Source organism: Mycobacterium sp. E2989 (genome assembly GCF_001667595.1).
Taxonomy (GTDB): Bacteria; Actinomycetota; Actinomycetes; order Mycobacteriales; family Mycobacteriaceae; genus Mycobacterium.
In genome coordinates this window covers 25,051-38,615 of sequence record NZ_LZJX01000107.1, presented here as the reverse complement: position 1 = coordinate 38,615, position 13,565 = coordinate 25,051, and the positions used below count along the sequence as shown (strand labels likewise).

Genomic DNA, 13,565 nt, shown 5'->3' with positions numbered 1-13,565 from the left:
CGTGCGCCGAACGTGAAGCCAGGGCGGAAATCCGGCCGGAACCCGCCCTGAGTTCACGCTCGGCGCGCCCAAGCGGCGGCCACCCGAGCGATGATGCCGCCTGGGGTGTCTTCGGCCGTGACCCGGATGGCGGTCCATCCCAGTTCCGGCAGCGCTTCGAAACGGGCGATGTCCCTTCGAAATTGCCTGCGGTCCGTTCGGTGGTGATCGCCTTCGTACTCGAGCGCGATTTTGGCGTCCTCCCAACCCAAATCGAGGACGGCGATCAGCTCCCCGTACTCCCCGAAGACCGGGATCTGGGTCTGCGGCCGCGGATAGCCGGCCTCGATGAGCAGCAGCCGCAGCCACGTCTCGCGCGGTGACTCGGAGCCCGCGTCGACGAGTGTCAGCGCCCGCTTCGCGCGCCGAACGCCCCGCCGGCCTGGGTAACGATCGGCGAGCAATTCGACGTCCGCAATCTTGAGGTTGGTGGCCCGGGCGAGCGCATCGATGGCGGCGACCGCGGTGCCGGTGGGGTATCGGCAGGCCAGGTCGAAAGCGGTGCGTTCCGGCGTGGTGGTGACGATGCCGCCGACCGGCTGGGTTTCATCGAAGGAGACCTGATCCGACCAGGTGTGAATCCCGATCGGTGGCCGACGGTGCTCGTACAGCAATTGAGCAGGCCTCCGGGCGTCGACCCACTTGGCGCCGTGCAGCGCCGACGCGGAATGTCCGGCGACGATGCCCCGTCGCCGCGACCAGAGCCAGGCGGCATGGGCACGCGTCCTCGCGCTCATTTCCACGTCGTGCGGGAAGTACACGTCGGGACAGATTGCGGCGAATCGGGTTCGCAGGCGGTGTCGGGTCAGCGCGCCGGACGCAAGCGCTTCGCTGCCGATGAATGGTTCTGCCACGCGGGCAGTGTGTCTACGGCTACCGACAACCGCGCCGAGCGTGAGCCCTTGGCGGAAATCCGGCTGGAAACCCGCCCTGAGTTCACGCTCGGCGCAAGCGTCCTCAGCGGTTCTGGAAGTTGGGCTTGCGCTTCTCGGCGAACGCTCTGGGGCCTTCCTTGGCATCGTCGGACAGGAAGACCTTGATGCCGATCTGGGTGTCGATCTTGAACGCCTCGTTCTCGTGCATGCCCTCGGTCTCGCGGATCGCCCGCAGGATCGCCTGCACGGCGAGGGGTCCGTTAGCCGATATGACGTCTGCGAGCTCTAGCGCCTTGGACAGCGCCTGACCGTCCGGCACCACGTGCCCGATCAGGCCCATCTCCTTCGCCTCGGCGGCGGTGATGTGCCGTCCGGTCAGCAGCAGATCGCAGGCGACCGTGTAGGGGATTTGCCGCACCAGCCGCACGGCCGATCCGCCCATCGGGTACAGGCTCCACTTGGCCTCGGAGATGCCGAACTTGGCGCTCTCGCCGGCGATGCGGATGTCGGTGCCCTGCAGGATCTCGGTGCCGCCGGCGATCGCGGGTCCCTCGACGGCCGCGATGAGGGGTTTTGTGAGCCGGCGTCCCTTGAGCAACGCGTCGATTCGCGACGGGTCGTAGCTGCCGTCCTTGAAAGATTCACCCGGCGGCTTCTTCGTTGCCGCCTTGAGGTCCATGCCCGCGCAGAAGTAGCCACCGGCCCCGGTCAGGATGCAGCAGCGGATGTCCGGATCGTTGTCGACGCGGTCCCAGGCCTGGACCATGATTTCCATCATTTCGGTGCTCAGGGCGTTGCGGGCGTGCGGCCGGTTCAACGTCACGATCAGGGTGTGACCGCGCTGTTCCACCAGGGCGTCTTGGCCCGATTCCTCGTTTGCTGGAGCCTCAGCCACGGCTACCGCCTCTCCCTCGACATTGAGCACGAACTTGTCAGGAAATGTAACACGTTCTAATTTGGTGGCCGTGGCCCTGAATATTGCCGATCTCGCAGAGCACGCCATCGACGCCGTGCCGGACCGTGTCGCCCTGATCTGCGGCGACGAGAAGCTCACCTACGCCCAGCTGGAGGAGAAGGCCAACCGCCTCGCCCACTACCTGATCGATCAGGGGGTGAAGAAGGACGACAAGGTGGGGCTGTACTGCCGCAACCGCATCGAGATCGTCATCGCGATGCTCGGCATCGTCAAGGCGGGCGCCATCCTGGTGAACGTCAACTACCGCTACGTCGAGGGCGAGTTGCGCTACCTGTTCGACAACTCCGACATGGTCGCCCTGGTCCACGAGCGCCAGTACTCCGACCGGGTGGCCAACGTGCTGCCGGACACCCCGAACGTCAAGACGATCCTGGTCATCGAGGACGGCAGCGACGCCGACTTCCAGCGCTACGGCGGCGTCGAGTTCTACTCCGCGATCGCGCAGGGCTCACCCGAGCGCGACTTCGGCGAGCGCAGCGCCGACGACATCTACCTGCTGTATACGGGTGGCACGACGGGCTTCCCGAAGGGCGTGATGTGGCGCCACGAGGACATCTACCGGGTGCTCTTCGGCGGAACCGACTTCGCCACAGGCGAATTCGTTGCCGACGAGTACGACCTGGCCAAGGCCGCCGCCGCCAACCCGCCGATGGTCCGCTACCCGATCCCGCCGATGATCCACGGCGCCACCCAGTCGGCCACCTGGATGTCGATCTTCTCGGGCCAAACCACCGTGCTCGCACCGGAATTCAACGCCGACGAGGTGTGGCGCACCATCCACGAGCACAAGGTGAACCTGCTGTTCTTCACCGGCGACGCGATGGCGCGGCCGCTGCTCGATGCGCTGCTGGCCCACCAGGACGAGGGGAACGAGTACGACCTGTCCTCGCTGTTCCTGCTCGCCAGCACCGCCGCACTGTTCTCGCCGAGCATCAAGGAGAAGCTGCTCGAACTGCTGCCGAACCGGGTGATCACCGACTCCATCGGCTCCTCGGAGACCGGCTTCGGCGGCACCAGCATCGTCGCCAAGGACGCGCCGCACGCCGGCGGCCCCCGGGTGACCATCGACCACCGCACCGTGGTGCTCGACGAGGAGGGCAACGAGGTCAAGCCCGGCTCCGGAGTGCGCGGCTTCATCGCCAAGAAGGGCAACATTCCGGTCGGCTATTACAAGGACGAGAAGAAGACCGCCGAGACATTCAAGACCATCAACGGCGTCCGGTATGCGATCCCCGGCGACTGGGCGCTGGTCGAGGACGACGGCACCGTCACGATGCTGGGCCGCGGCTCGGTGTCGATCAACAGCGGCGGCGAGAAGATCTACCCCGAGGAGGTTGAGGCGGCGCTCAAGGGCCACCCCGACGTCTTCGACGCGCTGGTGGTCGGCGTGCCCGATCCCCGATACGGGCAGCACGTCGCCGCCGTCGTGCAGGCGCGGCCGGGGTCCAAGCCCTCGCTGGCCGAACTGGACCGCTTCGTGCGCTCCGAAATCGCCGGATACAAAGTGCCGCGCAGCCTTTGGCTGGTCGACGAGGTGAAGCGCTCCCCGGCCGGCAAACCGGACTACCGCTGGGCCAAAGAGCAGACCGAGGCGCGCCCCGCCGACGACGTGCACGCCGCTCACGTGAGCGCTTGACCGAATTCGTCAAGCACCACCCGAACGCCCCGGCCGGGTACTTCGCGTGGGAGGCCGCGGGCCTGCGCTGGCTCTCCGGCGTCGACGGCGGAGCGCCGTGCGCGCGGGTGCTCTCCGTCGACGCGACGAGCCTGATCCTGGGCCGGCTTGATTCCGTGCCACCGACCGCGGAGGCGGCGCGGGCGTTCGGTGGCCGGCTCGCGGTGACGCACGACGCCGGCGCGCCGGCCTTCGGGGCCGGCCCCGACGGCTGGGACGGGCCCGGGTTCTTCGGCCCGCTGTCCCAGCCGCTGCCGATGTCGTTGCGGCGGCACCCGCGCTGGGGGGACTTTTACGCCGAGGAGCGGCTGACCCCGATGGCGGAGCTGGCGGCGCCGCGGCTGGACGCGTCGACTCGCGACGCGATCGACTCCGTCGTGGCGCGTTGCCGCGCGGGTGACTTCGACGACGACGATTCGGCCGCCCGGCTGCACGGTGACTTGTGGAGCGGCAACGTGATGTGGACACCCGACGGGGTGGTGCTGATCGACCCGGCCGCGCACGCCGGCCACCGCGAGACCGACCTGGCGATGCTCGCCCTGTTCGGCTGCCCGCACCACGACGCGGTCCTCGACGGCTACCAGCGGGTGCGGCCGCTGAAACCGGGTTGGCGCGACCGGGTCGGGCTGCATCAACTCTTTCCGTTGCTGGCGCACGTCGTGCTGTTCGGCGGCGGGTACGCGCGTCAGACGCAGGCTGCCGCCCGCGCGGCACTGGCCGCGTAACGTCCGTCTACTGTTGGACCTCGATGACGGTCGATGTGTGGATGCAGCACCCCACTGCGCGGTTCCTGCGCAGCGACATGCTGGCATCCCTGCGGCGCTGGACCGGGGATTGGATACCGGACGCCGACGTCCCGATCGGGGCCAGCATCGAGGCGATGGACGCCGCGGGCGTCCGGTTCGGTCTGCTCAGTGCGTGGCGCGGCCCGGGCGGGCAGGATCTGATCTCCAATGAAGAGGTTGCCGAGTGGATCCGCCTGCACCCGAACCGGTTTGGCGGGCTGGCCACCGTCGACCTGGATCGGCCGATGGAAGCGGTTCGCGAGCTGCGGCGCCGCGTGGCAGAAGGATTCCTCGGCCTTCGGGTGGTGCCGTGGTTGTGGAACGCCCCGCCCACCGACCGCCGCTACTATCCGTTGTTCGCCGAATGCGTGGAGCAAGGCGTGCCGTTTTGCACCCAGGTGGGCCACACCGGGCCGCTGCGGCCGTCGGAGACCGGCCGCCCGATTCCCTACATCGATCAGGTCGCCCTCGACTTTCCCGAGCTGGTGATCGTCGGCGGCCACGTCGGCTATCCGTGGACCGAGGAGATGGTCGCCGTCGCGCGCAAGCACGAAAACGTCTACATCGACACGTCCGCCTACACGCTGCGCCGGCTGCCGCCAGAGCTGGTCCGGTTCATGAAAACCGGTACGGGACAACGCAAAGTGCTGTTCGGGACCAACTACCCGATGATGAGCCACACGCACGCCCTGGCGGGACTCGACGAACTCGGCCTGTCCGACGAGGGCCGCCGAGACTTCTTGCACGGCAACGCCGAGCGCGTTTTCAAACTGGAGGCAAACACGTGAACGGTGCCCAGGCTTTGATCAACACGCTGGTCGACGGCGGTGTCGACGTGTGCTTTGCGAACCCGGGCACCTCGGAGATGCACTTCGTCGCCGCCCTGGACACCGTCCCGCGAATGCGTGGGGTGCTGGCCCTGTTCGAGGGCGTGGCCACCGGCGCGGCCGACGGCTACGCCCGCATCGCCGGCCGGCCCGCGGCGGTGCTGCTGCACCTGGGCCCCGGCCTGGGCAACGGCCTGGCGAACCTGCACAACGCCCGGCGGGCCCAGGTGCCGATGGTGGTGGTCGTCGGCGATCACGCCACGTACCACAAAAAGTACGACGCCCCACTGGAATCCGACATCGACGCACTCGCCGGCACGGTCTCGGGGTGGGTGCGCCGCACCGAGCAGACGGCGGACGTCGCGTCCGACACCGCGGAGGCGATCGCCGCCAGCCGCGCGGGCTCGCAGATCTCGACCCTGATCCTGCCCGCCGATGTGTCGTGGTCGGACGGGGCGCAACCCGCCGGGACGGTGCCCGCGGAGCCGGCGGGGGCCGAGCCGCGGCTGGCGTTCGAGGTGATCGAGGTGCTGCGCTCCGGGGAACCCACGGTGATCATGGTCGGCGGCGACGCCACCCGCGGTCCCGGACTCGCCGCGGCCACCCGCATCGCGGAGGCGACCGGGGCCCGCGTGTTGTGTGAGACGTTCCCGACCCGGCTCGAGCGCGGCGCCGGCGTCCCCGCCGTCGAGCGGCTCGCCTATTTCGCCGAGGCCGCGACCGCCCAGCTGGACGGCGCCAAGCATCTGGTGCTGGCGGGCGCCAAGTCGCCGGTGTCCTTCTTCGCCTACCCGGGCATGCCCAGCGACCTCGTCCCGGCCGGCTGCGAGGTGCATCTGCTCGCCGGGCACAGCGGCGCCGCCGAGGCGTTGGCCGCGGTGGCCGACGAGGTGGCGCCCGGAACCGTTGCGCCCGTGGCGGTTGCGGCGCGCCCCCAACTGCCGAGTGGTCCCCTGACGTCGGCGTCGGCGGCCGACGTCATCGGGGCGCTGCTGCCGGAAGGGGCGATCGTCGTCGACGAGTCGAACACCTCCGGTGTGCTGCTGGCCCAGGCCACGGCGGGGGCACCGGCCCATGACTGGCTGACGCTGACCGGCGGGGCGATCGGTTACGGGATCCCGACCGCGGTCGGGGCCGCGGTCGCCGCCCCCGATCGGGCGGTGCTGTGCCTGGAATCCGACGGGTCGGCGATGTACACGATTTCGGGGTTGTGGACTCAGGCGCGCGAACAACTGAACGTGACGACCGTCATCTACGACAACAGCGCCTACGACATCCTGCGCATCGAGTTGGCCCGGGTCGGGGCCGGATCGGCGCCCGGGCCGAAGGCCCTCGACCTTCTCGACTTGTCGCGCCCCACAATGGATTTCGTCAAGATCAGCGAGGGGATGGGGGTCCCGGCGCGCCGCGTCACCACCGGCGAGGAACTCGCCGACGCGCTGCGGCGGGCGTTGAACGAACCCGGGCCGCACCTGATCGACGCGGTGGTGCCGTCAATAACGGGCTAGCCCCGGAAGCCGGCCGAGGACCCACTCCGACATGGAGTTGAGGACGTCGACGCCCGTCTCCATCACCCCGTCGTGGACCCTGGCCGCCAGGGCCACGCCCCATTGCCCCGAGGCCGTGGGCACGATGCCGAACTGGCGCACCAGGTAGTCGCCCTGCGTGCCGGGCCCCCAACCGCCCTTGGCCGCAAAGCCTTTCGCGGCCAGGCCCCAGCGGTGGCCGCTGGTGAGGCGCTGCATCAAGTCGATCACGTCGGCCGAATCGGGGATGGAGGGCAGTTCGGCCGCGAACCGGGCCTGCCGCTGCAGGGTCCACTGCGTCTGGCCGAACGCCGTGTACCCGCGCCGGAGCCGGCGGGATTCGACCACGGTGGCGGTGTCACCGCCCTCGGCGATCACACCCTGCACCCGCCGTGCGGCCTCCTGCGGATCGCCCAAGTGCGACCACAGTTGCTCCGATGCGCGGTTGTCGGATTCGGTGATGGCCGCTACGGCCAGGTCCTTGGCCCGCAACCAATCGCTGCGCAGCGCCGCAATCACCAACGGCACCTTGATCGTCGACCATGCGACACCGGACCACCACCGGCCCAGCGAATAGGTGCGATCGGGCCGGGCGATCGCGACCCCGACCTCCGCCGGCATCGCGGCGCACAGCTGATCAAAGCTCGCTTCGAGCGCGGTCTCCAAGGGCCGGGAAGTCATGTCGCTACCGGCGAACCTGCCACACCGGATCCCCGCAGTCGACGCCCTGGGCCGCCAGCTGGCGCTTGAGCACCTTGAACGTCACCGTGCGCGGAAGCTCGGCGCTGACCCGCACGTACGACGGCCACTGCTTGGGCCCCAGGTCGGGCTGCTCGGCCAGGAAGGCGCGAAACTTCTCGGCATCGAACTCGGTCCCCGGGGCCATCACGACCGCCGCCATCACTTGGTCACCCACCACCGGATCCGGCACCGCGTACACGGCCACCTCCGTCACGTCGGGGTAGCGTAGCAGCACTCGCTCGATCGGCGCGGCGCCCAGGTTTTCCCCGTCGACGCGCATCCAATCACCCAGGCGCCCCGCGAAGTACGCGTAGCCGGCGTCGTCGCGGTAGGCCAGGTCGCCGGTGTGGTAGACCCCGCCCGCCATCCGCTCGGCCTCGGCTGCCTCGTCGTTGTAGTAACCCTCGAAGCGGCCGGGGCCCGCGGTGTTCACCAGCTCGCCGACCACGCCCGGCGGGCAGGATTCACCGGTGTCGGGGTCGACGATGTCGACGCCCTGCGGGAGCGGACCCAGTGCGCCGTCCGGGGTGTCCGGGGTGCGCGCGATCGCCACCCCGCCCTCGGTGGAACCGAACCCGTCCTGGACCACGCAGCCGAACCGGCGACCGAAGCGCTCGATGTCGCCGGGCACGCCCTCGTTGCCGTACACCGCCCGCAGCGGATTGTCCGCGTCGTCGGGCCGCTCCGGGGTGGCCAGCACATAGGACAGGGGCTTGCCGACATAGTTGGCGTAGGTGGCACCGAAGCGGCGGACGTCGGCCAGGAAATTGGAGGCGGAGAACTTGCGCCGCAACGCCAGTGAGCCCTGGCACGCCGCCGCCACCGCCCAGCCGACCAGCACCGCGTTGGAGTGGAACAGCGGCATCGACACATAGCAGACGTCGTCGCGGCCGAGGTCGAATCGCTGGGTCATGGTCACGCCCGCGATCGCGACCTTGCCATGGCTGCACTTCACCGCCTTCGGCTCGCCGCTGGTGCCCGAGGTGAAGATCAGCATGAAAAGGTCGTCCGCCGTTGCGGATTGGAAACGCGGCTCGGCGCCGCCGTGCGCGGCCACTTCGTCGGCCCACTCCGTCGAGTCGACGTTCACGTGGTCGATGTCGCCCAACGCGGCGGCCGAACCCGAATCGGCCAGCACCACTTGACAGTCGGCGTGGGCGATGTCTCGGGCCAGCGCTTCGCCGCGGCGCACCGGGTTCAGTCCCACCGGCACGATGCCGGACATGCCGGCCGCGGCCAGCATCGCCGAGAAGAACGGCGTGTTCTCCAACAGCACACCGATGTGGGGTGGCTTCGCCGGGTCCAGGCGGTCGCGCAACGCCGACGCGATCGCGGCGGCGTTGCGCAGGTGATCCCGCCAGTTGGTGTACGAGTCTTCGAAGTAGACGCCCCGGTCGTCGATCTCGGCCAGCGGCACCAGCAGTTTGGTGACCGTCGGGTCGGGCGGAAGCACGAAGTCAGGCAGGGGTTTCCGCCAGCTCACGGCCGATCCGGCGCAGCTGACCGGTGGCCCCGCCCAGCGCGAATTCGGTCTCCTTGGCGGCCAGGAAGTAGCGGTGCACCGGGTGATCGGTGTCGACGCCGACACCGCCGTGCACGTGCACGATGGTGTGCGCCACCCGGTGCCCGGCGTCGGCGGCCCAGAACGCCGCGCTGGCCACGTCGATGTCGGCGGGCACATCCTCGGAGACGCGCCAGGCCGCCTGGGTGAGCGTGAGCCGCAAGCCCTTGACGTCGATGTAGCCGTCGGCGAGGCGCTGGGACACCGCCTGGAAGCTGCCGATCGGGCGATCGAATTGCTCTCTCTCGCGGGCGTATTCGGCGGTGAGCTGCAGGCCGCGTTCGAGCACCCCCAGCTGGAACGCGCTGCGGCCCAAGGCCGACAGCGTGTCGAGCCAGACGACCACCTCGGCGCCGCCGACCATGCGGGTGCCATCGACCTGGGTCCCGTCCAGGGTCAGGTGTCCGACGCTGCCCAGGCCGGTGGTCTCCAGCGGGGTCACCGAAACGCCGGGGTCGTCGGCGGCGACGACGAAAACGGCGGTGCCGGAGTCGGTCTGGGCCGGAACCAGGAAGGCATCGGCGGCCGGCCCGAAGCCGACCTGGGTGCGGGTGCCGGTGAGACGGTAGCCCTCACCGGCGCGGGCGGCCTGCACCGGACCCTCACCCATCTCGCCCAGCAGCGCCACGGCGAGGATCTTCTCGCCGCTGACCGCCGGGGCGGCCCACTGCTGTTGCAGCTCCTCGGTGCCGAAGCGGGCCAGCGCGCCGGCGCCGAGCATCACCGACTCGAGGTAGGGCACGGCCGCCAGCTGGTGGCCCAACGCCACCAAGATGGCGACCTGTTCGAGCACACCGAAACCGTCGCCGCCCACCGAGGTGGCCGAGGCGCTGGTCAGGATGCCGGCGTCGACGAGCTTGCCCCACAGCTCGCGGTCGAACCGTTGGTCGAGCTTGTCGAGCTCGCGCTGGTGCTCCGGTGTGCACACAGAACTGACGATCGTGTCCACCAGGCCGCCGAGATCGTTCGCCGCTTCGGTTGTCGAGAAGTCCATCGATGTTCGTCCTTTCCGACGAGGAGGCTCAGCGGTTGCGGGGCAGGCCGAGGGCGACCATGCCGATGATGTCGCGCTGCACTTCGTTGGTGCCGCCGCCGAAGGTCAGGATCAGGCACGCCCGGTGCATCCGCTCGACCCGGCCGCGCAGCAGGGCTCCCGGTGAATCCTGGCGCAGCGTCGCCGCCGTGCCGAGCACCTCCATCAGCAGCCGGTACGCCTCGGTCGCCAGCTCGGTGCCGTACACCTTGGCCGCCGACGCATCGGCCGGCGACAGCGACTCGCTGTTCGACGACGCCAGCTCCCAGTTGATCAGCTTGAGCACCTCGGCCTTGGCGTGCACGCGGGCGAGGTTGAGCTGCACCCACTCCGAGTCGATCAGCCGGGCGCCGCCGTCGTCCTTGGTGTTCTGCGCCCACTCGCGAACCTCGCGCAGGGCCAAGAAGATCGGTTGGGGCGATACCAGGGCGACGCGTTCGTGGTTGAGCTGGTTCGTGACCAGCTTCCAGCCGCCGTTCTCCTCGCCGATCAAGTTGGTCACCGGGACCCGCACGTCGGAGTAATAGGTGGCGCTGGTGTCCACGCCGGCCATGGTGTGCACGGGCGTCCAGGAGAAACCCTCGGCGGTCGTCGGCACGGTCAGCATCGAAATGCCGCGGTGCTTCTTGGCGTCGGGGTTGGTGCGCACGGCCAGCCAGACCCAGTCGGCGTAGGCGATCAGGCTGGTCCACATCTTCTGGCCGTTGATGACGTACTCGTCGCCGTCACGGACGGCGGTGGTGCGCAGGTTCGCCAGGTCGGTGCCGGCGCCGGGTTCGGAGTAGCCGATGGAGAAGTGCAGCTCGCCGGCGGCGATCTTGGGGAGGAAGAACTTCTTCTGGTCCTCGGTGCCGAACGCCATGATGGTCGGCGCCACGCTGTTGATCGTCAGGAACGGCACCGGGACGCCGGCGATCGCCGCCTCGTCGGTGAAGATCAGCGAGTCCATCGGGGAGCGGTCCTGGCCGCCGTACTCCTTGGGCCAGTTCAGGGTGAGCCAGCCGTCCTTGCCCATCTGGGCGACGGTGTCGCGATACGCGGTGCCGGTGCCGACCTCGCCGTCGCCGGAGGAGGTCAGTGCCTCGCGACGCTCGGGCGTCATGAGTTTGGTGAAGTACGACCGCAGCTCGCGACGCAGCTCCTCCTGTTCAGGGGTGTAACTGATGCGCATTCCAGCCGTCCTTTGTTAACCTGACTCGCCTCGATTAGCCGACGTTACTCGGCCGACGACTACCCATTCGTCTTCCCGGTTGTAACACGTTCTAGTCTGAGATTCCAGCGACCGTTTCCCCAGCGGTATCCGGGCCCTATGGTGGTCCTACATACTGATGGGGCTCGTGCTCAAGTGAGGGCCAGCTGCAAGGAGGGTGCTGTGCGGGTGATCGTCGACCACGACCGGTGCGAAGGCAATGCTGTGTGCTTGGGAATCGCGCCGGATATCTTCGACCTGGACGACGAGGATTACGCCGTCGTCAAGCTCGATCCGATCCCCGCCGACCAGGAGCAGCTGGCCGAGCAGGCGATCGCCGAATGCCCGCGAGCCGCGCTGTTGCGCGAAGACTGACCCGAGCGCTAGAGCGTCTTGACGAAACTAGAGGTATTCATAAATTGACTAGCAGCACGAACGCGACCGATCTCTCCGGAAAGGTCGCGGTGGTGACCGGTGCCGCCGCGGGGCTGGGGCGGGCCGAAGCGCTTGGCCTGGCTCGAGCCGGCGCCACCGTCGTCGTCAACGACATCGCCGCCGCGCTGGACGCCTCCGACGTCATCGATGAGATCAACTCGGCGGGTTCCAAGGCCGTCGCGGTCACCGGCGACATCAGCGAGCGCGCGACCGCCGACGAATTGGTCGCCACCGCCGACGGCCTGGGCGGGCTGGACGTCGTCGTCAACAACGCCGGCATCACCCGCGACCGGATGCTGTTCAACATGTCCGACGAGGAGTGGGACCTCGTCATCGCGGTGCACCTGCGTGGCCACTTCCTACTGACCCGCAACGCGGCGACCTATTGGCGCTCGAAGGCCAAGGAGGCGGGCGGAACCGTCTTCGGCCGCCTGGTCAACACCGCGTCCGAGGCGGGGCTGGTCGGCCCGGTGGGGCAGGCCAATTACGGTGCGGCCAAGGCCGGCATCATCTCCCTCACCCTGACGGCCGCGCGGGCGCTGGGCCGCTACGGCGTGTGCGCCAACGCGATCTGTCCGCGCGCCCGCACCGCCATGACGGCCGACGTCTTCGGTGCCGCACCGGAAGTGGAGGCGGGCGGGGTCGACCCGCTGTCGCCCGAGCACGTGGTCAGCCTGGTGAAGTTCTTGTCATCGCCGGCGGCCGCGGAAGTCAACGGCCAGGTGTTCATCGTGTACGGCCCGCAAGTGACGTTGGTGGCGGCGCCGACCGCGGAGCACAGGTTCAGCGCCGAGGGGGCCGCGTGGGAGCCCGCGCAACTGAGCGAGACGCTGCAACAGTACTTTGCTGGGCGCGATCCGGAACGGAACTTTTCCGCGGTCGGGCTAATGGAGCAATAACCGTGTGAGGTTACTTTACGGGGGGGAATCGGCAGGTAGAACCTGTGTCAGTTTGAGACATTGCGATGGTGTCTGACCTGGCAAATTAACGTTTCAGACAAAGAAATACTGTTCGTTGACACCATTAACTTGTTCTGGGTTAATATGATCCGGCTCACACCGAGCCGCATGCGACGGAAGACACCGCTAAGGCGACGCACAGACTTCGCCGCGAGCAGCTGAGGGGGGTAGCCGAGTTGAAGGAACAACTTGCGGTTCCCGCCCGCGCCGTCGGCGGGTTTTTCGAAATGATGATCGCCACCGGTCGTGAAACTTTCCGCCGACCCTTCCAACTGGGCGAGTTCCTGGAACAGACCTGGATGATCGCGCGCGTGTCGCTGGTTCCGACCCTGCTGGTGTCCATCCCCTTCACCGTGCTGGTGGCGTTCACCCTCAACATCCTGCTGCGCGAGATCGGCGCCGCCGACTTGTCCGGGGCGGGAACGGCATTCGGCACCATCACCCAGTTGGGTCCGGTGGTGACCGTGCTCGTCGTGGCGGGCGCCGGTGCCACCGCGATCTGTGCCGACCTCGGTGCGCGGACCATCCGCGAAGAGATCGACGCGATGCGGGTGCTCGGCATCGACCCGATTCAGCGCCTGGTGGTCCCGCGGGTATTGGCCTCCACGGTCGTCGCGCTCTTGCTCAACGGTTTGGTGTGCGCCATCGGCTTGTCCGGTGGCTACGTGTTCTCCGTCTTCCTGCAGGGCGTAAACCCGGGTGCGTTCATCAACGGGCTGACCGTCCTCACCGGGCTGCGCGAGCTGGTTCTTGCCGAAGTCAAGGCGCTGCTGTTCGGCGTGATGGCCGGGCTGGTCGGCTGTTACCGCGGCCTGACCGTCAAGGGCGGACCCAAGGGCGTCGGCAACGCAGTCAACGAAACCGTCGTCTACGCGTTCATCTGTCTATTCGTCATCAACGTGGTGATGACGGCCATCGGCGTACGGATCTCGGCGAAGTGAGTA

At 68.5% G+C, this 13,565-nt stretch carries 13 protein-coding genes; 7 read left to right on the top strand and 6 right to left on the bottom strand.

Annotation, left to right across the window (positions count from 1 at the left end; all coding sequences use genetic code 11):
* Positions 1-53: 53 nt before the first annotated feature.
* Positions 54-893: a hypothetical protein gene (locus tag A5680_RS18720; RefSeq protein WP_055403201.1), complete on the bottom strand. Its 840-nt coding sequence runs from the start codon at positions 891-893 to the stop codon at positions 54-56.
* 103 nt (positions 894-996) lie between these two features.
* Positions 997-1,809 (bottom strand): crotonase/enoyl-CoA hydratase family protein, encoded by an 813-nt coding sequence (locus tag A5680_RS18715; RefSeq protein ID WP_055403200.1) that lies wholly within the window; start codon positions 1,807-1,809, stop codon positions 997-999.
* Between the two features lie 64 nt (positions 1,810-1,873).
* On the opposite strand from A5680_RS18715, the gene A5680_RS18710 reads away from it, so the two are divergent.
* Genes A5680_RS18710 through A5680_RS18695 form a run of 4 tightly spaced genes read left to right on the top strand, consistent with a single transcriptional unit; the run spans position 1,874 to position 6,685 of the window.
* Positions 1,874-3,526 carry an acyl-CoA synthetase gene (locus tag A5680_RS18710; RefSeq protein ID WP_055403221.1) on the top strand — a complete coding sequence of 551 codons (1,653 nt, stop codon included), beginning with the start codon at positions 1,874-1,876 and terminating at the stop codon, positions 3,524-3,526.
* A complete protein-coding gene (locus A5680_RS18705) occupies positions 3,523-4,290 on the top strand; it encodes a fructosamine kinase family protein (RefSeq protein ID WP_055403199.1) in 768 nt (255 codons plus the stop codon). Before A5680_RS18710 ends, A5680_RS18705 begins: the two co-directional genes overlap by 4 nt.
* 23 nt (positions 4,291-4,313) lie before the next feature.
* Positions 4,314-5,138, top strand: a complete 825-nt coding sequence (locus tag A5680_RS18700; protein ID WP_055403198.1) for an amidohydrolase family protein — start codon at positions 4,314-4,316, stop codon at positions 5,136-5,138.
* Complete coding sequence (locus A5680_RS18695) at positions 5,135-6,685, top strand: acetolactate synthase large subunit (RefSeq protein ID WP_055403197.1); 1,551 nt, start codon at positions 5,135-5,137, stop codon at positions 6,683-6,685. The genes A5680_RS18700 and A5680_RS18695 overlap by 4 nt, the downstream gene beginning before the upstream one ends.
* Here A5680_RS18695 and A5680_RS18690 read toward each other — a convergent pair.
* From A5680_RS18690 to A5680_RS18675, 4 genes are read right to left on the bottom strand one after another with little or no spacing between them, the layout of a single operon-like run.
* Positions 6,671-7,384: a serine hydrolase gene (locus A5680_RS18690; protein WP_055403196.1), complete on the bottom strand. Its 714-nt coding sequence runs from the start codon at positions 7,382-7,384 to the stop codon at positions 6,671-6,673. The genes A5680_RS18695 and A5680_RS18690 overlap by 15 nt on opposite strands.
* Positions 7,385-7,388: 4 nt before the next feature.
* Positions 7,389-8,897 (bottom strand): long-chain-fatty-acid--CoA ligase FadD17, encoded by a 1,509-nt coding sequence (gene fadD17, locus A5680_RS18685; protein WP_055403220.1) that lies wholly within the window; start codon positions 8,895-8,897, stop codon positions 7,389-7,391.
* A 4-nt stretch (positions 8,898-8,901) separates the two neighbouring features.
* Positions 8,902-9,999 carry an acyl-CoA dehydrogenase family protein gene (locus A5680_RS18680; protein WP_067821977.1) on the bottom strand — a complete coding sequence of 366 codons (1,098 nt, stop codon included), beginning with the start codon at positions 9,997-9,999 and terminating at the stop codon, positions 8,902-8,904.
* Positions 10,000-10,027: 28 nt separating this feature from the next.
* On the bottom strand, positions 10,028-11,209 hold the full coding sequence (locus tag A5680_RS18675) for an acyl-CoA dehydrogenase (RefSeq protein WP_067821975.1): 1,182 nt from the start codon (positions 11,207-11,209) through the stop codon (positions 10,028-10,030).
* A gap of 201 nt (positions 11,210-11,410) precedes the next feature.
* On the opposite strand from A5680_RS18675, the gene A5680_RS18670 reads away from it, so the two are divergent.
* From A5680_RS18670 to A5680_RS18660, 3 genes are all read left to right on the top strand, one after another.
* Positions 11,411-11,602 carry a ferredoxin gene (locus A5680_RS18670; protein ID WP_055403193.1) on the top strand — a complete coding sequence of 64 codons (192 nt, stop codon included), beginning with the start codon at positions 11,411-11,413 and terminating at the stop codon, positions 11,600-11,602.
* A gap of 44 nt (positions 11,603-11,646) precedes the next feature.
* Positions 11,647-12,561, top strand: a complete 915-nt coding sequence (locus A5680_RS18665; protein WP_067821972.1) for a 3-oxoacyl-ACP reductase — start codon at positions 11,647-11,649, stop codon at positions 12,559-12,561.
* A 236-nt stretch (positions 12,562-12,797) separates the two neighbouring features.
* A complete protein-coding gene (locus A5680_RS18660; protein WP_055403191.1) occupies positions 12,798-13,562 on the top strand; it encodes an ABC transporter permease in 765 nt (254 codons plus the stop codon).
* Positions 13,563-13,565: the final 3 nt, after the last annotated feature.